General features: G+C 70.1%; 17 protein-coding genes. 5 read left to right on the top strand and 12 right to left on the bottom strand.

Features of this window, described 5'->3' with window-relative positions; genetic code table 11:
* Nucleotides 1-177: 177 nt before the first annotated feature.
* Together E0H50_RS11670 and E0H50_RS11665 are read left to right on the top strand one after the other, a co-directional pair.
* On the top strand, nt 178-2,160 hold the full coding sequence (locus E0H50_RS11670) for a kinetoplast-associated-like protein (protein WP_131286905.1): 1,983 nt from the start codon (nt 178-180) through the stop codon (nt 2,158-2,160).
* A 72-nt stretch (nt 2,161-2,232) separates the two neighbouring features.
* Entirely contained in the window at nt 2,233-3,180 is a 948-nt protein-coding gene (locus E0H50_RS11665; RefSeq protein WP_131286903.1) for a DivIVA domain-containing protein, read from the top strand.
* A 54-nt stretch (nt 3,181-3,234) separates the two neighbouring features.
* Here E0H50_RS11665 and E0H50_RS11660 read toward each other — a convergent pair whose 3' ends face one another.
* Nucleotides 3,235-4,125: an HhH-GPD family protein gene (locus tag E0H50_RS11660; RefSeq protein ID WP_202868094.1), complete on the bottom strand. Its 891-nt coding sequence runs from the start codon at nt 4,123-4,125 to the stop codon at nt 3,235-3,237.
* A 24-nt stretch (nt 4,126-4,149) separates the two neighbouring features.
* On the opposite strand from E0H50_RS11660, the gene E0H50_RS11655 reads away from it, so the two are divergent.
* Nucleotides 4,150-4,806, top strand: a complete 657-nt coding sequence (locus E0H50_RS11655) for a hypothetical protein (RefSeq protein WP_131286898.1) — start codon at nt 4,150-4,152, stop codon at nt 4,804-4,806.
* Here the strand turns inward: E0H50_RS11655 and E0H50_RS11650 are convergent.
* From E0H50_RS11650 to E0H50_RS11605, 10 genes are all read right to left on the bottom strand, one after another.
* Nucleotides 4,794-5,123: a hypothetical protein gene (locus tag E0H50_RS11650; protein WP_202868093.1), complete on the bottom strand. Its 330-nt coding sequence runs from the start codon at nt 5,121-5,123 to the stop codon at nt 4,794-4,796. The genes E0H50_RS11655 and E0H50_RS11650 overlap by 13 nt on opposite strands.
* A gap of 200 nt (nt 5,124-5,323) precedes the next feature.
* The gene (gene disA, locus E0H50_RS11645) at nt 5,324-6,418 is read right to left on the bottom strand and encodes a DNA integrity scanning diadenylate cyclase DisA (RefSeq protein WP_131286896.1); all 1,095 of its coding nucleotides are present in this window, start codon (nt 6,416-6,418) and stop codon (nt 5,324-5,326) included.
* 179 nt (nt 6,419-6,597) lie between these two features.
* Nucleotides 6,598-7,536, bottom strand: coding sequence for a beta-ketoacyl-ACP synthase III (locus tag E0H50_RS11640; protein ID WP_131286894.1), 939 nt, complete (start codon nt 7,534-7,536; stop codon nt 6,598-6,600).
* Between the two features lie 402 nt (nt 7,537-7,938).
* Nucleotides 7,939-9,339 (bottom strand): DNA repair protein RadA, encoded by a 1,401-nt coding sequence (gene radA, locus E0H50_RS11635; protein ID WP_131286892.1) that lies wholly within the window; start codon nt 9,337-9,339, stop codon nt 7,939-7,941.
* A gap of 57 nt (nt 9,340-9,396) precedes the next feature.
* On the bottom strand, nt 9,397-10,674 hold the full coding sequence (locus E0H50_RS11630) for a tetratricopeptide repeat protein (protein ID WP_131286890.1): 1,278 nt from the start codon (nt 10,672-10,674) through the stop codon (nt 9,397-9,399).
* Complete coding sequence (locus tag E0H50_RS11625) at nt 10,671-12,443, bottom strand: ABC transporter permease subunit (RefSeq protein ID WP_131286888.1); 1,773 nt, start codon at nt 12,441-12,443, stop codon at nt 10,671-10,673. The genes E0H50_RS11630 and E0H50_RS11625 overlap by 4 nt, the downstream gene beginning before the upstream one ends.
* The gene (locus E0H50_RS11620) at nt 12,443-13,690 is read right to left on the bottom strand and encodes an ABC transporter substrate-binding protein (RefSeq protein WP_131286886.1); all 1,248 of its coding nucleotides are present in this window, start codon (nt 13,688-13,690) and stop codon (nt 12,443-12,445) included. Before E0H50_RS11620 ends, E0H50_RS11625 begins: the two co-directional genes overlap by 1 nt.
* Nucleotides 13,680-14,231, bottom strand: a complete 552-nt coding sequence (locus E0H50_RS11615) for a P-loop NTPase family protein (protein ID WP_131286884.1) — start codon at nt 14,229-14,231, stop codon at nt 13,680-13,682. The genes E0H50_RS11620 and E0H50_RS11615 overlap by 11 nt, the downstream gene beginning before the upstream one ends.
* An 89-nt stretch (nt 14,232-14,320) precedes the next feature.
* Entirely contained in the window at nt 14,321-15,016 is a 696-nt protein-coding gene (locus tag E0H50_RS11610) for a class I SAM-dependent methyltransferase (protein ID WP_131286882.1), read from the bottom strand.
* 4 nt (nt 15,017-15,020) lie between these two features.
* Entirely contained in the window at nt 15,021-16,220 is a 1,200-nt protein-coding gene (locus E0H50_RS11605) for an MFS transporter (protein ID WP_131286880.1), read from the bottom strand.
* A gap of 83 nt (nt 16,221-16,303) precedes the next feature.
* Here E0H50_RS11605 and E0H50_RS11600 point away from each other — a divergent pair, with 83 nt between their 5' ends.
* Together E0H50_RS11600 and E0H50_RS11595 are read left to right on the top strand one after the other, a co-directional pair.
* Nucleotides 16,304-17,728, top strand: coding sequence for a beta-N-acetylhexosaminidase (locus E0H50_RS11600; RefSeq protein WP_131286878.1), 1,425 nt, complete (start codon nt 16,304-16,306; stop codon nt 17,726-17,728).
* A gap of 111 nt (nt 17,729-17,839) precedes the next feature.
* Nucleotides 17,840-19,228 carry a WS/DGAT/MGAT family O-acyltransferase gene (locus E0H50_RS11595; protein WP_131286876.1) on the top strand — a complete coding sequence of 463 codons (1,389 nt, stop codon included), beginning with the start codon at nt 17,840-17,842 and terminating at the stop codon, nt 19,226-19,228.
* A gap of 17 nt (nt 19,229-19,245) precedes the next feature.
* Here E0H50_RS11595 and E0H50_RS11590 read toward each other — a convergent pair whose 3' ends face one another.
* On the bottom strand, nt 19,246-19,878 hold the full coding sequence (locus E0H50_RS11590; protein WP_131286874.1) for a VOC family protein: 633 nt from the start codon (nt 19,876-19,878) through the stop codon (nt 19,246-19,248).
* Nucleotides 19,879-19,884 lie beyond the last annotated feature (6 nt).

Raw genomic sequence — 19,884 nt, 5'->3', positions numbered from 1 at the left:
GAGCGTGATCACTTCGGTACGGAGACGGCTTCCGTCCGCCTACGGATCGATGGGAAGATCGCGCGACTGCTGAGGAAGCAGTTACTTACCGCCTGTCTGCCGCGTTGTAACCCTGTGACCACGCTGTTCGGACCCGGACTGTCGGAAAGGGGGCCGAGGATGGAATCATCTCGTCGCATGGACGCGCCGCGTCTGCCGCTGACCCAGGAACCGGTCGCCGACACCGGTTCCTTTGGCGTGCGGCAGGCGGGCGGAGTGCTCGAGCGGGCGCAGCGGATCGCGGACACGCTCCGCGAACAGGCCGAGCACGAGAACGATCTCGCCCGCGACGAGGCCGGCCGGATCCGGGCCGCGAACGAGCGCCTGAAGGCCGACGCAGAGGCCGCCGCGAAGAAGCTTCGGTCGGACGCGATGACGGCCGCCCAGCGGGTGCTGAACGACGCCGAGCGGGCCGCCGAGCAACTCCGTACCGAGTCCGAGGCCGAGGCCGAGCGCGTCCGCTCGGAGGCCGAGGAGACGGCAGACAGGCTGCGCTCCGAGTCGACCGCCGAAGCCGAGCGGGTACGCCGGGACGCAGCCGCCGCTGCCGAAAAACTGACCGCCGAGTCGACGGCCGAGGCCGAGCGGGTCCGGTCCGAGGCGACTGCTTTCGCGGAGCGGCTGAAGGTTGAGTCGGAGTCCGCCGCCGAGCAGCTCCGCGCCGAGGTCGCCGAGGAGGTGGCCAAGCGCCGGGCGGATTCGGAGGCGACGGCCGAGCGGCTCAGGGTCGAGAGCGAGGCGGCCGCCGAGAAGCTGCGGGTCGAGTCACAGGCGGCCGCGGACCGGCGGGTCGCGGCGGCAGAGGTCGAAGCGGGCCGGGTGAAGGACGAGGCCGACGAACTGCTCGACGACGCCCGGATGGCGCGCGAGTCGGCCCAGGCGATGGTCGAGCGGGCCAGCCGCGAGGCACAGCAACTGGTCGCCGACGCCGGCGAACAGGCCGCGCTGGTGTCGCAGGCCGCCGTCCGCAACGAGGCAGACCTGATCGCCCGCGCCGAGTCCGAAGCGAGCGAGCTGCGGGCCGCGGTCGAGCGCGAGGTCGAGACGGCCCGGGAGCGGTCCCGCGTCGAGATCGCCGCTGCCCACGCGGAGATCGAGCGGCTGCGCGGCGAGAACCGGACGGAGCTGGAACGCCGTACGGCGGAGCTCGAGGAGACCGAGCGCGCCAAGCTGGCCGCGATCTCGCTGGAGATCGACAAGCTGCGGGCCGAGGCGGTCGCGGAGATCGCCGAGCGGAAGGCCGAGGCCGAGGCCGGTAACGAGCGGCTGATGGCGGACGCCCGGGCCCAGGCCAAGCTGGTCGTGGACTCGATCGAGGCGGACCGCCGGACGGCGGCGGGCGAGGCGCAGCGGATCGTCGAGGACGCGAACAAGGCGGCCGAGGCAGCGATGGCCGAGGCCGAGAAGCAGACGCTGTGGAGCAAGAAGACCGTCGACGACCTGATCGGCGCCGCGGAGTCCGAGGCACAGGCGATCCGCGACCAGGCCGCCGTCGACGCGGCCGAGCTGCTCAAGCAGAAGCGCGCGCACCTGCGGCGCGTGGTCGGCCGGTCGACCACCCGGCTCAAGCAGACCCAGGACGCGATCGCCAAGGAGAACGCCGAGCTGACCCAGCTGGCCGAGACCACGCTGTACTCGGCCGGCGAGCAGGCGGAGGCGACGCTGGCCGCGGCCAAGCAGGAGGCCGAGCGGGTCACCGCCCAGGCACAGGCCCGGGCCGACCGGCTGAAGAGCTCGGCCGCCGAGGACGCGCGGGAGATCATCGAGCGCGCCAACCGCCGCGAGGCCGAGGCCCAGCAGAGCACCCAGGTACTGCGGGAGCGCGCGGCCAACGACCTGTCCGAGGCCCAGCGCCAGTCGCACGAGCTGATCCGCAAGTCCCGCGCGGAGGCTCAGCAACTCGAGGCCCAGGCCCGCGAGCACGCCGACACCCTGCGTGCCCAGGCCCGAAAACTTCTCGCCGACGCCGAGGCGAGGGTCGCTGCGCTGAACCAGCGCCGTGATGAGATCACCAAGGAGCTCACCCAGCTTTCGGGTGTGATCGAGGCACTCGCTGTACCGGGGTTCCGCCCAGGTGGTGGAATGTCCTCCAGTGAGGGTTCCACGGGGGAATCAGGATGAGGACGTGACAGTCAGATCCTTGTCAGTGACAATGTGTGATCCACCCACCCATCGAAGTGAGCATCGGAAAACATGAGCAGTGAAAGCCCAACCCCGTTCCGTACCGTTCTGCGTGGCTACGAGCCTGCCCAGGTGGATCAGCACATCCGTGAGCTGACCACTTCGCTGACCGCGCTGCAGCAGCAGTCCGAGCAGCTGCAGCGTCATGTGCAGGAGCTGCAGTCCCGCACGGACGCGGCGGAAGCGGCCGTCATCTCCGCCCAGGAGGACTCCAAGGACCGCGCGCCGACGTTCACCGAGTTCGGTGAGCGCGTCGCGAAGATCCTGTCGCTGGCCGACGACGAGGCCCGTGACCTGGTGACCCGCGCCCGCACCGACGCGGAGGCGATCGTCGCCGACGGTGAGGCGCACGCGAAGAAGGTCCGCAAGGAGGCCGAGCAGTACTCCCTGGACTGGAAGAGCGAGGTCGACGCCGAGGCCGCCCGGATCCTCGAAGAGGCCCGGACCCAGGCCGACGACATGCGTGACGAGGCCGAGCGTGACGCCACCGCGCGTCGCAGCGAGGCGCAGGCGCTGTACGAGCAGGAGCGGGCCAAGTCCGCGCAGGCCGCGGCCGCCTTCGAGACCACCCTGGCCGAGCGCCGGGGCAAGGTCGAGCAGGAGTTCGCCGCCCGTACGGCGCTCGCCGAGCAGCAGCTCGCCGCGGTCACCGATCGCGCCGCGCAGGTGCAGCGGGAGGCCGACCGGTCGCGTTCCGAGGCCGAGCGGTTGTCCCAGCAGCAACTGGCCGACGCGAACCGGCAGGCCCAGGAGATCGTCGCCGCCGCGAAGGACAAGTCCGAGCGGATCCGTGCCGAGTCCGAGCGCGAGCTCGCGGCCGCGACGCAGCGCCGGGACAGCATCAACGCGCAGCTGACCAACGTCCGCCAGATGCTGGCGACGCTGTCCGGCCAGCCGGCGATGCCGCTCGACCTGCTGGACGACGACGCAGACGCCACCACCGGCAGCAAGAAGAACTGAAGCACTACCACCTAAGACGCCGGCTCGAGTCCTTCGAGCCGGCGTCTTGGTCTGTCACGCAGGGAGCCGGTAGCGGCCACGGCTGAGAGGTTCGACGAGGCCGTCGGCCACGAGTCCGTCCAGGGCTCGTTCGCGTTGGACGGGTTCCGGCCAGCAGGTGTCCAGCTCGGTCTTCGGTACGGGCGCCGACGCGGCACGCAGTACGGCCAGAAGGCGGCCGCGGACTTGGCGGTCGGTGCCTTCGTAGGTCTGGCCGCGGCGCGGCGGGCCGTCGTACGGCGGGCTTCCGGCGCGGACCCAGGCGCAGTCGGACCGGATCGGGCAGTCGGCGCAGCGCGGCGTACGGGCGGTGCAGATGAGGGCGCCGAGCTCCATGGACGCCACGGCCCAGCGGGCTGCGGTCGGCTCGTCGGCGGGCAGTGCGCTGACGGCGAGGCGCTGGTCGGCGGCCGTGGGGGAGATGCTCGGTTGCGCGACGCCGGTCAAGGAGCGCGCGAGAACCCGGCGTACATTCGTGTCGACGACCGCGTGCCGCTGACCGAACGCGAACGATGCGATCGCGGCGGCCGTGTACGTGCCGACGCCGGGCAGCGCGAGCAGCGCCGCATGGTCGTCCGGTACCTCGCCGCCGTGACGCTCCACAATCGCCTGAGCCGCCGCGTGCAGCCGGAGGGCGCGCCTGGGGTACCCGAGCCGGTCCCAGGCCCGCACAGCCTCACCAGGAGCCTCTGCGGCCAGGTCCACCGGCTTCGGCCACCTCTCCAGCCAGCGCTGGTACGCCGGTAGCACCCGATTCACCGGTGTCTGCTGCAACATGAACTCACTGACCATCACCGCCCACGCCCCGGCGCCCGGCTCCCGCCACGGCAGTTCCCGCTTGTTGACGGCGTACCAAGCCAGCACGGGGTCATGGAGAGCTGACGGCGAGCCTGAGTGGTCCTGCACGGAGCCGATATTAGAGTGCGCTTCATGAGCAGTCTGCTCCGTCCGGTCGGGCACCTGCCCGCCAGCGTGTACTGGTTCCGGCGTGGACTCGTGCTCGCGGTCGTAGTGGTGCTGGTCATTCTGATCTCCCGGCTGTTCGCGGGCGGTGGCGACGACACGAAGAACGCCGCCGCGTCGGACCCGCAGCCGAACCCCACCGGCGCCGCCCCGGTCACACCGTCGACGACGCCCAGCAGCAAGCCGAGTACGACGCAGACACAGACCCCGAAGCCGACGAAGACCACGCCGCCCGCGGACCTCGCCTGCAAGGGCTCGGACCTCAGCATCGACGCGCTGCCGGCGAACCGGAAGATCGTCTCCGGCTCGATGCTGAACTTCGTCATCCAGTTCAGGCCGATCGACGACGGGTGCAAGGCGACCGTCAACGCCGACAAGCTGACGGTCACCGTGACGTCCGGGACGGACCAGATCTGGAGCACCACCCAGTGCGACAAGGCGATCCAGACCGCCACCCTCGTCGTTGCCAAGGGCAAGCAGTCGGCGGTCACCGTGCCCTGGAACGGACACCGGTCCAGGCCTGGCTGCCTTCCGGGTCAACCGATCGCCAAGCCTGGAACCTATGTCGTCAAAGCCGAGTACGACGGCCGCTCGTCAGGCGCTCAGGCCTTTCAGGTCGTCTGATCGGCCGGCCGCGCAACCTCGTCCTGCTGCTTCTGCAGGTGGCTGGGGGCGGTGAACAGCAACGCGGCCACCAGTCCGACCAGTAGCACCAGGGCCGGCAGCACCAGCGACTGCGCCATCGCGTCGCTGAACCCCTGCCGAACCATCTCGGGCAGCCGTCCGCTGGAGAACCCCTCGCCCGCCGGCGCGCCACCGGATCCCGGAAGGTTGTGCGCCAGCCGCGACTCCATCAGTACGGCGATGCTCGCACTGCCGAGCACCGCGCCGACCTGCCGCGTCGTGTTGTAGACGCCGGCCCCGGCGCCGGCCTGGTGCATCGGGAGGTTCCGCGTCGCCGTCGCCCCGAACCGGTTTGGGGAGACTTTCCGCCGGGACTGGGGAGGGTTACTGCCTGATTCGGGAGGGTGAAACTCCCCACAACGACCCGCGCGCGTCGCCCACCGCCGGGGTGGGCGTCCCTCGGGCAGATGTCGCGATCGTCCCGGCGGGCTACTAGGCGAACGTCCCGTGCGGGCTGCTAGACGTAGCGTTCCAGGATGCTGGACTCGGCCAGCCGGGACAGGCCCTCGCGGACCGTGCGGGCCCGGTTCTCGCCGACGCCCTCGACCGTCTGCAGGTCGTCGATGCTTGCCGCGAGCAACTTCTGCAGGTGGCCGAAGTGGTCGATCAGCCGGTCGATGACCGCACCCGGGAGCCGCGGCACCTTGGCCAGCAGCCGGTAGCCGCGCGGGGTGACCGCAGCGTCCAGTTGCTCGGCGCCGCCGAGCTGCAGAGCCCGCGCGACCTGGCCGATGTCCAGGAGGTCCGTCGGGCTGACGGCGTCCAGCTCGAGCAGTACGTCGTCAGCGGTCTTGGGCCGGCGACCCGTGGCCGGCGGGAGGTAGTCGCGGACGACCAGTTCCCGTTCGCCGGCCACTCCCGCGACGAGTTCGTTGAGCTGCAGCGTGAGCAGGCGGCCGTCGGTGCCGAGCTCCACGACGTACCCGTCGATCTCGGTGGCGATCCGGCGGACCATCTCCAGCCGCTGCGCGACCGCGGCAACGTCCCGGACGGTGACCAGGTCCTCGATCTCGAGGGCGGACAGCGTGCCGGACACCTCGTCCAGCCGGAGCTTGTAGCGCTCCAGGGTGGCGAGGGCCTGGTTGGCGCGGGACAGGATCGCGCCGGAGTCCTCGAGCACGTACCGCTGGTCGTCGACGTACAGCGCGATGATGTGCATCGACTGCGACACCGAGATCACCGGGAACCCGGTCTGCCGCGCGACGCGGTCCGCGGTGCGGTGCCGGGTGCCGGTCTCCTGGGTCGCGATCGACGGGTCCGGCATCAGGTGCACGGCCGCGCGGATCAGCCGGGTGGCGTCCCGGTCGAGGACGATCGCGCCGTCCATCTTGCTCAGCTCCCGCAACCCGGTCGCGGTGAAGTCGACGTCGATCTCGAAGCCGCCGGTGGAGATCGCGTCGATCGCCTTGTCGTGACCGAGCACGAGCAGTGCGCCGGTCCGCCCGCGCAGGATCCGTTCCAGTCCTTCGCGTAGTTCCGTGCCGGGCGCCACTGCCGCGAGCGTCGCGCGGAGCCGGGCGCCGGTGCTGTTCTTGTCCGTGTTCGCCGCCACGGAACCTGAGTCTATGCGGTCAGCCGCGTGCCGTTGCGCGGATATCTGCCGCAGCGCCCGGTACGGCGCCCGGGGATCGGCCGACCGGCGCACCTGCGCGTGCACCCGCCCGTGCATCGGACTGTGCAGTTCTGGTTTCCCGCGTGGACCGGGTGCCCGCAGGTACGACGTCTTCCGCGTCAGGGGCAGCGGATGACCTGACCGGCGTACGAAAGACCGCCGCCGAATCCGAACAGCAGTACCGGCGCGCCGGACGGAATCTCGCGCTTCTCGACCAGTTTCGACAGCGCGATCGGGATGCTCGCGGCCGACGTGTTGCCGGATTCCACGACGTCCTTCGCGACCACCGCGTTGACCGCGCCGAGCCGCTTCGCGAGCGGCTCGATGATGCGCAGGTTGGCCTGGTGCAGGACGACGCCGCCGAGATCCTCGGGCTTCAGGCCGGCCTTCGCGCACACCTGCTTGGCGATCTCCGGCAGTTGCGTGGTGGCCCAGCGGAAGACGCTCAGACCTTCCTGCGCGAACGGGCCGTCGCGGCCTTCGATCCGGACTGCGTCCGACATCTCGGGCACCGAACCCCACACCACCGGGCCGACCTCCGGCTCGTCACTCGCGACCAGCACAGCTGCACCGGCGCCGTCACCGATCAGCACGCAGGTGGTGCGGTCGGTCCAGTCCGTCCAGTCGCTGAGCTTCTCGACGCCGATCACCAGGGCCTTGGTCGCGGCACCGGCCCGGATGGCCTGGTCGGCGGTCGCGAGCGCGTACGAGAAACCCGAGCACGCGGTGTTCAGGTCGATCGCGGCCGGGTTGCCGAGGCCGAGGCGTGCGGCGACGCGAGCGGCCATGTTCGGCGAGCGGTCGATCGCCGTACAGGTCGCGACCACGACGTAGTCGATCTCCGAGGTGTCGATCCCGGCGTTCGCGACGGCCTTGTCGGCGGCCCGCCAGGCCATCTCGTCGACCTGCTCGTCGGGTGCCGCGATCCGGCGCTCCCGGATGCCGACCCGGCTCTGGATCCACTCGTCGTTGGTCTCGACCATGGTGGCGAGCTCGTCGTTGGTGAGCACCCGTTCCGGCTGGTAGTGGCCGAGCGCGACAACTCTGGATCCGGTCATCAGGTGCTCCTGCAGTCATCCGGCGGGGGTACGGGCGGTCCCCAGAGTACGTTCCCGAGCCAGCAGCTGTGGATCCCCCGTCTCACCCCGTCCCACCCCTGTGTCCCACCCCACACCCGGACCACCTCCACCTGTTGCCGGGCTGGCGTGCGCATTTGGTGGGTTGGCGTGGGCATTTGCTGGGTTGGCCCACCAAATGCTGGGTTCCACACCCTGGTTGGAGGTGAGGAACCCCCAACCTGCTGGGTTGGCCAGGCAAATTGGTGGGTCTGCCAGGCAAATGCGGGGGGGGGGGGGCGGTCAGGCGAGGCCGGCGGCTAGGCGAGACCCGCGGCTGGGCGAGGCCGGCGGCTGGGCGAGGCCGGCGGCTGGGCGAGGTCCGTGGCTGGGCGAGGCCTGCGGCTAGGCGAGGCCTGCGGCCAGCAATGCGGAGCGGAGGTCGGGGGCGGCGAAGGTGCGGAGGCCGTACTTCTTCTGGATGTCCATCGGCTTCACGTCCTTGCTCCGGTTCGGGATGTCGGCGGGGACGATCGCCTTGGTGAACCCGAGCCGGGCCGCTTCCGCGAGACGTTTCTCCAGGCCGCCGACGCGACGTACCTCACCGGCCAGGCCGACCTCGCCGATCGCGACCAGGCCGGGGTGGATCGGCTTGTCCATCACCGAGGACGCGACCGCGATCGCGACCGACAGGTCCGCGACCGGCTCGGTGATCTTCACACCGCCGACGGTCGCGACGTACACCTCCTGGTCGGCCAGCTTCAGCCCGGCCCGGTTGCCCAGTACGGCGAGGACCATCGCGACCCGGGACGACTCCAGACCGGACGTGGTGCGGCGCGGTTGCGGTGCGGCGGACGGGCCGACCAGCGCCTGCACCTCGGCCAGCAGCGGGCGGCGGCCCTCCATCATCACCGTCACGCAGGTGCCGGCCACCGGCTCGGCGTGCTCGGACACGAACAGACCGGTCGGGTCGGTGACCTCCACGATGCCGGTGTCGACCATGTCGAAACAGCCGACCTCGTCGGACGGGCCGAAGCGGTTCTTGGTCGCGCGCACCATTCGGAACCCGGAGTGCCGGTCGCCGTCGAACGCCAGCACGACGTCGACCAGGTGCTCGAGCATCCGCGGACCGGCGATCGCACCCTCCTTCGTGACGTGGCCGACCAGCACGACGGCGATATGCCGCTCCTTCGCGAGCCGAACCAGCGCGCCGGTGACCTCGCGGACCTGCGTCACGCCGCCCGGGGCACCGTCGACCTCCGGGTGCGCCATCGTCTGCACCGAGTCGATCACCAGGAACGACGGCTCGACCGCGTCGACCTGACCGACCACCGCACCCAGGTCGGTCTCGGCCGCCAGGAAGAGTTCGTCGACGAGGGCATCGGTCCGTCCGGCCCGGAGCCGTACCTGCGCGGCCGATTCCTCACCGGACACGTAGAGAGTCCGTTGGCCGCCGCGGGCGGACTGGGCCGCGACCTCGAGCAGCAGCGTGGACTTGCCGACGCCTGGCTCACCCGCGAGCAGGATCACCGCGCCCGGCACGACACCGCCGCCGAGCACGCGGTCGAGTTCGCCGATGCCGGTCGGGCGGGATTCGGCCTCGATCGCGGACACCTTGGCGATCGGCATCGCCGGAGACGTCACCGGGCCGGCGGTGATCCGCGCGGCCTTCGGCGCACCGACCTCGACGACCGTGCCCCAGGCCTGGCACTCACCGCACCGCCCGATCCACCGCGCCGAGGTCCATCCACACTCGGAGCACGCGTACGCCGCCTTGCTCTTCGCCTGAGTCGCCGCCTTCGCCATGGAAACAACCTAGGCGAGCCCGCCGACAAACCGGCGCGACACCCGCAGCCGCGTCTGTCAGCGGGTGAAGAAGGTGCGCAGGCGTTTCAGCCAGGTGACCGCCGTACGGCGTGGTGGGTCTTCGTCGACGACGGGAAGGTCCGAGGTTCGGCGGGCCGCGTCGAGGTACTTCGTCAGGAGCTCGCTCTCCGACGTGCGCAGTGTCGCGCTGCGTTCGAGCAGGTCGAGTGCGGTGTCCAGGTCCTCGGCGACGACGGCCGCGGAGCCGAGGTGCTGGAGGCAGCGGGCGTGGCCTTCGCGTTCGTCGATCTCGGCGTACAGGTTCGCGGCGTGCTCCCACCGGCTGCCGGCTTCGTGCCGGTTGCGCTGCATCCACGCCGCCACGCCCATGAGCTCCAGCGCGTGGGCCTGTCCGCTCACGTCACCGGCCGCTGTCGCGCGGGCGAGTGCGGGGCGCAGCTGATCGAGTGCGCCTTCGTCGTCGTGCTGGTACAGATGCACGACGGCGAGGTTGATGGAGATCGCTACGTCGGCTGCGAGGTCCGGACCGGGCCGGGTGAGGCGTGCGTCGTCGAGCCGGTCGCGTGCGTTCAGGACAGCCTCGTCACGGTCGTTGCCGGCCGGTGCGCGTTCTGCGCGGGCCAGGTGCAGCAGGGCGCGTTCGACTTGGCGTCGCGTCTTCAGCGCGGCCGCCGTACGGCCGTGGGTCGCGATGTTGTCCGAGACGCCCAGCCGGGTGCTGGCCGTGTCCAGGTCGCCTAGCATCCGGTACGCCGTTGCCGCCCGCGCTGCTGCGAGCTCGGCGAGACCACGGCGCCCGCTGGCCTCCGCTGCGGCGCTCAGGAGCTCGCTCAGTTGGAGGAGTGCGTCAGGGTTGGGACGGCGTACGTACCAGGCCTCGAGCGCGTCGCAGATCCGGGCGAAGTCGTCGACGGCCGCGTTCTGCGGGTTCTCGGTCGCGACCAGGTCGCGGAGCCAGTCCTCGTTCACCGTGAACCACTCGGCTGCCCCCATCCCACCAGCGTCCGATCCGAGCGCGATCATCCACTGCTCGGCCTCTTCGGCGGCCGCGTGCAGTTCGCTCGCACCCTGCTGGCGGCGGATGCGCGCACGCCGGCGCCGCGCGCGCAGCCGAAGGTAGGAGATGACCACGAGCAGCGCGGCGACGGAGTACCCGACCCACTGCACGATGCCGCGTTGGCCGAGGCTCTGGTTCAGCAGCTGTGACGTGAGATCGGTGAGCAATGCGGACGCGACACCGCCGACGACCAGGGAGAACTCCTGGATCCGCGACTGCTCCTCCGGTGGCTCCCGCTTTGGCTGCTCCTCACTCACGGCCGGCTCCCTGTCGTTAGTCCGCGCACCACAGTCCGCCAGAACGTCAGCATCAGCACCACAGGTACAACGGACGCGACCACAGCCGCGGCAGCGACCGGTCCGCTCGACGTGGAGAACTGCCGCGCCTCACCCCACAGCACCAGCGACAACGGCGTCGCGCCCGGCCCACTGATCAGGAACCCGACGATGAAGTCGTTCCACACCAGTGCGAACTCCAGCACCGCAACAGCAACCAGCGCGGGACGGTACGTCCGCTGCACAGTCGCCAGTACAGCGCTCTGCCGCGCTGGACCCTGCAACGCCTCAGACACAAGCGCAGGTGGTGCAGACGCGAAGGCGGATCGCAGCAGCAGTACGGCGAACGGTAGACCAGCAGCCGCATGTACTAGTGCCAGTGCGACCCGGGACCCGGCCAGCCCGGCTGTGTCGATCGCATCCCGCAGCGGAGCGGCGTACATCTGCACCGGTGTCACGGCCAGTACGACGAACACGCCCATCGCGATGCGCCCGAGCCGCGTCGGCAGGCCGCCCCAGGCGACCAGGTACGCGGTGGGTACGGCGATGACGAGCAGGACAGCTGTTGCCGCGGCCGCGATCACCAGCGTGGACAGCAGCGCCCGGAACAACCCGACGTTGGCCGCGGCGGCGAACGACGAGAACCCGAGCCCCGACAACGACCACCACCCGCGGAGACCGGCGTCTCGTGGCGAGTGCAGTGCGGTGGCGACGAGTACGACGGCCGGGAAGATCCACACCAGCGCGACAGCGAGCCCAATGAGCCAGCCGAACCGCCGTACCGCCCGGCCCGGCTTCGGTCGCCCCAGCGACGGATCCGGCCGTACGACGGCCACGGGCATCGCCCACCGCCGGCGACGCAGCCCGCGGACGCCGATCAGCCCGACCGCCGCGACGATCGCGAACAGCACCACGCCGAGCGCCGCCGTCCGTCCTGAGTCGCCACCTGTCGTGGTGGCCCGCCACCAGTTCAGACCGAGTACGTCGGCGGACCGCTGCATCGACCCTGGTACGACGATCAGTACCAGGTCGAACACCCGCACTGCGGCAATGACCAGCGTCAACGTGACCACGCCGGTCACCGGACGCAGCAGCGGGATCTCCAACGCCCGCAGGCGTCTCCAGCCCGTCACGCCTTCAGCCGTGAGCGTCCGCGACACGTCGTCCGGTATCGCGTCCAGACCGGCGCGGAAGAGCGACACGACGTACCCGAGCCAGGTCCAGCCGAACGCGGACACCAGCACCAGCCAGAACAGTCCAGGACCCAGCCACACCGGACTGGTACCGAACAGCCGCGTCCAGACGGCAGTGATCGTGCCGCGTTCCGGCGTCGGGTCGAAGATCAGCCGGAACGTCGCACCGGACGCCAGCACCGAAACAGCGAACGGGATGACGAGCGCGGGCTGCAGGAACGTCGTGACCGCCGGGAGCCGATGACTCAACAGGGCAAGGAAGAACCCGACCACGACGGTTCCGAACGCGACCATCACCCACAACAGGCTGTTGCCCACAGCATGCAGCGCGGACGGGTCGCCCATCACCGCGAAGTTGCCGAGCCCGAAACCGCCGCGCGTCCGGAACGCCGCCACCACGGTCACGCCGATCGGTACCAGCAGCAAACAGCTCAGCAGCAACGCCGGCAGTCCCAGCAGGTACGGTCCGGCGGGTCGGCGCGGTTTGCCCTGCACCGGACGGCCGGTGACCTCCCGGCCGACGACCTCGAGTGACAGGCCGTTGGTCTGCAGGCCCATCAGCCCTCCTCCACGTTCCGCAGCTCGGCCATCGCGTCGTCCACCGCATCCGGTACGGCGGCGTCCGGGCGCCCGACCGCGATCAGGAAGTCGGTCAGCACCCGCCACAGTCCGTTGATGTCTCCGATGCGACCGAGCCGGTCGGACAGGTCGAACTGCAGTTGCTCTCCGGGCCGGGTCAGCTGCTCGGCGAGCCGGGTGAGCTCGGGGGAGTACCCGGTGGTCCGTCCGTCGACCAGGAACCCGCCTTCCGCGATCCACGGGTCCGGCGCGGTCTGTGCGGACAACCGGCGTACCAGGTCGCGTGCGTCGTCCGAGGTCGGCTTCTGCAGCACCATCACGTCGCCTCCGACGACCACGGGTGCAGGAGCCCCCGCATTCATCGGCGGGAACGTGAAAAGCCCTATGTCATGGGGGTCTGCGGCAAACGAGCGCACTACCGGTTCGGCGAAGTCGGACGCGAGAACCATCGCGGCCCTGCGGTGCCCGAACACCTCCACCAGTGCGTCCGGGAACTGCTGGACGAGCGACTCCTTCACCCCGCCCGCCAGAAGACCAGGCGCGGACCACATGGTGCCCAGCAACCGCAGTGCGGCCGCGAACTGCGGCTGCTGCGACGGCCGCGGGTCTTTCGCCGTAGCAAGCTCAGAGTAGACAGACGGCGCGATGCCCAGCAGGACGTTCTCCAGAAAGTCTGTGAGCACCCAACCGTCACCTGCGGCCAGCGCCATCGGTGTGACACCGGCCTGCGTCAGCGTCCGGTTCAGTGTCAGCCACTCGCTCCACTGCCGTGGAGGTTGTACGCCGACCTGCCGGAACACCGAGGGGCGGTACCAGACCGCCGACTTGTGCGCTGTCTTGAACGGCACGCCGTACGTCGTTCCCTCGTGAACCAGGAGCTCTTTCCACAGACGGGCCCGGCCAAGTGGTGCGATGTCCTCGGGGATCGGCTCCAAGTCAGACAGATGGCGCGGCACGAGACCTGGTTGCGGCAGCATGACGATGTCCGGTCTCCGGGTGGAGCGGATGCCGAAGGCGGTGGAGATGGCGTCGCCGAGAGGCACGACCTCGACCGGGTAGTTCAACGTACCCAGGCTGTCCAGGACCTTGTGGAACGCGCGCAGCTCCTCGCCACTCCAGCTGACAGCTACGCGGACCGCGCGTCGCAGTCCTAGTACGTCACTCGAGCAGCCGGCCAGCAGAAGTGTCGCTGCGGTCCCCAGAAACGCTCTGCGGCTACTCAGCATCGACAAACCCCGCTGTACGCGTCGCACTGGTTGTGATGAGCATCAGAGCGGCTGAGGCGAGGTCGGGGTTGGGCCGGAGCGACAGGAGCGATCCCCACGTAGGCAGGCCGTTGGCGTCCTCCAGCACGATCGCTCGCGGGTAGGCGCCGAGCGCCCGGGCCACTCCGGCCAGACGGCGACGGCCTGCGGTGATCTCGTACGGGTAGCGGTCCAGTACATCCTCCAGCCCGCAGCCGACTGCTTTGACGACGCTCGCTTCCCGCGCTGCCTGACTAATGACCGACTGGGACGTGCGGTGCCCGTGCATCACGTTGCCGAGCACAGTGAGGTGGGGGAGTAAGCCGCCTTCGGCAGGGACCAGCCGGACCTTTCCACTGGCCAGCACGAGTGCGCCGGGTGGTGGGTCGTCCAGCCCGGTCACGATGTCGGCCAGCCTGCGGCGGTCGGCTGCCTGAGGCACCACCACCGCACGCTGCTCACCTACGTCGATCCGGAGCCGCCCCGGCAACCCCGGCACGTGATCGAGCAGCAGTCCGTCCATCCGTGGCTGGCGCCTCCCCAGGAACCCCGTCGAGTGGTCCGTCAACCCTATGAGGACCGGAGGTCCGTCCGCAGACCGGAGAGTGTCGTCTAGAAGGTCCGGCTCCAGAGGTTGATTGCGTAGTCGACCTCCACACCCGTGTGCGACGCGAGGATCCGGCGCGCGTCCTTCGGGGTGAACTCGATCTTCACCACCGCCTCCAGGTCGGCGCGGGTCTCGAACCGCCAGCCCATGTCCAGCGGTGTCCGGTGCCAGCCGCGATCCGCCCAGAACCGTTCCACCACAGGCGCCTTGATCATCGGGTACGACGTACGGAACCAGGCACCGAACGTCGACCGGCTCCCGTCGTTGTCGATCACGAACGCGGTCCCGCCGCGGCGCATCACCCGGTCCAGTTCGGTCAGTCCGGGCTCGCACCCCGGCCCGAAGAAGTACGCCCAGCGCGCGTGCATCACGTCGACCGACGCGTCCGGTACCGGCAGGCGCTGCGCCGTCCCCTGCCGTACTTCGACGTTCGGCAAAGCCTGCGTACGTCGACGGGCCGCGTCCGCCAGTGCTCCGTGCGGCTCGACGCCGATCACGTGTCCGGCCGTCGCGGCGAAGATCGGCAGGTGGAACCCGGTCCCGCAGCCGATGTCGAGGACCGTCGCGCCGGCCCAGTCGCGGATCGCCCGCATCGCCGGCTCGATGACGCCGTTCGGGTCGACCGCCCGGTTCTCGACCTCGTACACCTTCGGGTGGTGCCAGATGTTCGGGCTCGGAATCCCGCCGTCCGCGACGCTCACATCGCTAAACCCTAGCTACTGCTTGTTTGGTCGTTACGGCGAGTAGGGCCGCCGGAATCAGGAGGATGCCGCAGAAGACGGCCAGCCAGTGGAACCCGAGGTACGCGAGGACGGGGCCGGCAGCTGTGCCCGAAAGGGAAGCCAGGACGCCCATCGTCAGGTCCGACAGGCCCTGCGCCGATGTGCGGATGCCCTCGGGCACGGACCGCGACAGCAGGGTGGAGCCGGCGACCAGACAGGCGGACCAGCCGAGGCCCAGCGTGAAGAGGGCGACTCCGGTCAGCGCGTGTGCGTCGTCCGGCGCGACAGCGGCCAGCGTCATCGCGACCGCGAGGATGCCGAGGCCGATGCCGATCGTCGGGATCCGGCCGAGCCGGTCGGCCAGCCAGCCGGTCAGCGGGGACAGGGCGTACATGCCGGCCACATGTCCGCTGATGACGAAGCCGACGATGGTCAGCGAGGCGCCGTGGTGGCGCAGGTGGACCGAGGTCATCGACATCACGCCGACCATCACCGCGTGCGCCGTCGCGATCGCAAGCAGCCCGAGGCGCGCGTGCGGGATGCGGATGACCTGGCGGAACGTCTCGGCCAGCGGCTGGCGCTCCACCTTGCCCGGCCGCACCTGGCTGCGCATGCCGACCCACACCGTGGCCGCGCTGAGGCCGAAGGCGACGACCGAGAACACGTACGGACCGGCGAGCGCCAGGATGCCCAGTGACGTACCGACCGAGCCGCCGACCCCGGTCAGGTTCGGTCCGACGATCACGCCGATCGTCGTGGCCCAGACGACCAGCCCGAGCGAACGGGCGATACGGCTGGGCTCAGCGGCGTCCGTGGCGGCGTACCGCGACTGGAGGTTGGAGGCCGAGCCGCTGCCGAAGAAGCAGCCCGCGGCCAGCAGCAGCGCCAGCGAGCCGATCTGCGCGGCGACGATCGTCAGCGCAGCGCCCACGAAGGCGATCGCGTAGCCGATGCTCAACGAGACCCGTCGGCCGTAGGACCGTGCCAGACCGGCCAGCGGTACGGCGAGAGCGGCGGCGCCCAGTGTGGTCGACGTGGCGACCAGACCGGCCATGGAGGTGGACCCGGACACGTTCTCCGCCAGCAATGCGGCGACTGCGAAGCCGCTGGCCGTCGCGACCCCTCCGAGCGCGTTGCTCGCCACCAGGACGCGGAGAGTCGTCCGCTGCTGCTCGCTCGTCACGAGCGAACCCTCTCATGAACCTGACAAGGAAGCCGCTTATAGGATCGTCCTGACATAAATCGATCCCCTTCCCTGGAGTCCCGATGTCCGACATCGCGATCGTCCCTGCCCCGCGAGAACTCACCGTCCACGAAGGCCGGTGGTTGACCGCCGATCCGATCGGCGAGGCGGTCCGGGACGTGGTCGAGAACCTCGGCAACACCGAGTACCGCATCGAGGTGACGGCCGAAGGAGCCCGGCTGACCGCCGGTTCCGAGGACGCGCTCCGGCACGCGGAGACGACGTACGCGCAGCTGGTCGAGGCCGCCGAGCCGGATGAGCACGGGAAGGTCGCCGTACCGCTGGCGCACGTCGCGGACGCGCCGCGGTTCGGCTGGCGCGGGATGATGCTGGACGTCGCGCGGCACTTCATGCCGAAGGACTTCGTCCTCAAGATCATCGACGTGCTCGCGCTGCACCGGCTGAACGTGCTGCACTTCCACCTCACCGACGACCAGGGCTGGCGGGTCGAGATCGAGGCGTACCCGCGGCTCACCGAGATCGGCGCGTGGCGGGCCGAGACCATGGTCGGCAAGATGTCGCACGGCCAGACCGAGTTCGAGTACGACGGCACGCCGCACGGCGGGTTCTACACCAAGGACGACCTGCGCGAGATCGTCGCGTACGCCGCGGAGCGTGGTATCACCGTCGTGCCCGAGATCGACCTGCCCGGTCACATGCAGGCCGCGATCACGGCGTACCCGGAGCTGGGGAACCACCCGGACAGGCAGTTGGCGGTGCGGCAGGTGTGGGGAATCAGCGACGACGTGCTGAACGTGAACGATGCGACGGTCGAGTTCGTGAAGACCGTTCTGCGTGAGGTGCTGGAGATCTTCCCGTCGCCGTACATCCACCTCGGCGGCGACGAGTGCCCGTCGGTGCAGTGGGCCGAGTCGGAGGCGGCGCAGAAACGGCAGGCCGAGCTCGGATTGGACGAGCCGGGCCAATTGCAGGGCTGGTTCACCGCGCAGGTCGCGGAGGTGCTCGCCGAAGAAGGGCGCCGGCTGGTCGGCTGGGACGAGATGGTCGACACCGACTGCCCTCGCGACGCGGTGATCATGGCGTGGCGGAGCGCGCAGCGCGGCGAGATCGCGGTGAAGGCCGGTCACGAGACCGTGATGGCGCCGTGTGAGTCGGTGTACTTCGATTACTACCAGGGCGACCCGGCGAGCGAGCCGCTCGCGATCGGCGGGAACATCCCGCTGGAGAAGGTGTACGACTTCGAGCCGATCCCGGACGGGTTGTCGGCGGAGGAGCAGGCGCTGATCGTCGGGACCCAGTGCCAGATCTGGACCGAGTACATGGAAGGACCCGAGCAGGTCGGCTACATGCTGCTCCCGCGCCTGTCCGCCTTCGCCGAACGTGCCTGGGGCTCCCCGAAGACGTCGTACGACGAGTTCCTCACCCGCCTCCGCCCGCACCTGACCCGCATCGAGCGGATCGGCGTCAACTACCGCCCGCTCGACTGAGCGGGTCCGATCGTTGTTGCTGCGGTAACTAATTCTCGGTGAAGGGAGTTGTGGGGGTGTAGACGCGCTCTCGTACGACGACCACGATGGTTTGCCGGGAAGGTGAGGACCATGACCGTGGTGGGGCCGCTGGACGCGATGTTCCTGGGCGGAGAGTCTCGGGAGCAACCGATGCATGTCGGTGGGCTGATGCTGTTCGAGTTGCCGGAAGGCGCCGGGCGGGATCACGTGTTCCCGGAGTCGTCGCGGGACTTCGTGTCGCGGCTGTACCACGAAATGACGGCCGCGCCCGAGGTGCATCCGTTGTTCGCGCGCCGCGTGCGGAACCGGCCGGTGGACCTCGGCTACTGGTCCTGGGAACAGGACGACGAGATCGACCTGGAGTACCACGTCCGGCTGTCCGCGCTGCCCCGCCCCGGGCGGTACCGCGAACTGTTCGAGCTCACCAGCCGGCTGCACGGGACACTGCTCGACCGGCATCGCCCGCTGTGGGAGATGCACCTGATCGAGGGCGTCGAAGGCCGGCGGTTCGCGATCTACAGCAAGATCCACCACTCGATGATCGACGGCGTCACCGCGCTCCGCTGGATGCAGGACACCCTCACCACCGACCCGACCCGTACCGGGATGCCGGCCACGTACGCGCTGCCGCCGAAGGTCGCCGAGCCGCGGCCGGACACCGGTCTGCTGCGGGCGATCGCCAAGGTTCCGGGTGACGCGTTGCGGACCGCCGCGGGGCTGGCCGGTCTTCCGCTGGCCGGTGTGAAGAGCCTGGTGCACTCGACGATGCCGTTCCAGGCGCCGCGGACGATCTTCAACCAGCCGGTCACCGGTGCGCGGCGGTTCGCGGCGCAGTCGTGGCCGATCGAACGGCTGGAGAAGGTCCGGGCGATCACCGGTGCGACGCTGAACGACGTACTGCTGGCGATGTGTTCAGGGGCCCTGCGCAACTATCTGCTCGAGCTGGACGCCCTGCCGGACAAGGCGCTGACGGCGATGGTGCCGGTCTCGTTGCGGACGTCGGACGACGCGCCCGGCGGCGGGAACTCGCTCGCCACGCTGATCGCCGACCTGGCCACCGACCAGGCGGATCCCGAGCGCCGGATCCGCCGGATCATGGCGTCGACCGCCCACGGAAAACGTGTTCTCTCCGACCTCAGCCCGCTGCAGAACCTGATCGTCGGCGCCCTCGGCTTCGGCGTCGCCGGCCCCGCCGCGGTGCTTCCCGGCGTCGCCGGCCGTACGACGCCGCCGTACAACGTGGTCATCTCGAACGTGCCCGGCCCCGCCGAGAGCCCGCTCTACTGGAACCGCTCCCGACTACTCGGCATGTATCCCGCGAGCATCGTCCTCAACGGCCAGGCGCTGAACATCAGCGTCACCAGCTACGCCCACGAACTCCACTTCGGCCTGACCGGCTGCCGCCGCACCGTCCCCCACCTGCAACGCCTGCTCGCCCACCTGGAAACCTCACTCGCCGACCTGGAGAACATCCACTGACGAGCTGGGACCGGGGATCAGACGCGGACGATACCGTTGGGGGTCTGGAAGACGGCCGCGACCAGGCCCGGTTGGCCGTTCGGGCCGACCCAGGCGACGTCGAGGTCGTCGAGGAGGTGGTCGGCGGGGTGGCCGATCCAGTCGGTGACCCGGGTCGGGTCGCCGGCGATCTCGAGCCCGGTCAGCTTGATGTCCTTGCCGCCGATCGACGGGTGCTCGGACAGGTCGTCCCAGTGGATGAAGAACGGCAGCTGCGGGTCGGCGATCAGGCCCTTCACGCCGATCTGCCGCCAGGTCAGGTTCAGCCCGTCGGGGCGGTGCCGGTTGCCGGGGACCGCCTGCCGGCCGAGGCGCTGTTCCATCCGCTCCATGTCGCGGACCGCGACCACCCAGCCCAGCCAGCCGCCGCCGAGCTCCTTGCGGGCCCGGACCGCCTGACCGAACGGCGCCTTGTCCGACGCCGGGTGGTCGAGCACGTCGACGACCTCGATGTACCGGTCGTTCTCCAGCGGCAGGATGTGGTTCACGGTGCCGAACCGCGGGTGCACCCCACCGTCCACGAACTCCGCTCCGAGCAGCGCGGACAACCGCTCGACGGTCGCGCGGCACCCGTCCGGCCCGCACGCGTACGACAGATGATCCAGACGCATGCCGAT

The sequence above is a fragment of the Kribbella sindirgiensis genome (assembly GCF_004331435.1).
GTDB lineage: Bacteria > Actinomycetota > Actinomycetes > Propionibacteriales > Kribbellaceae > Kribbella > Kribbella sindirgiensis.
The sequence above is the reverse complement of the archived record's forward strand: the minus strand, read 5'-3'. Positions and strand labels throughout refer to the sequence as shown.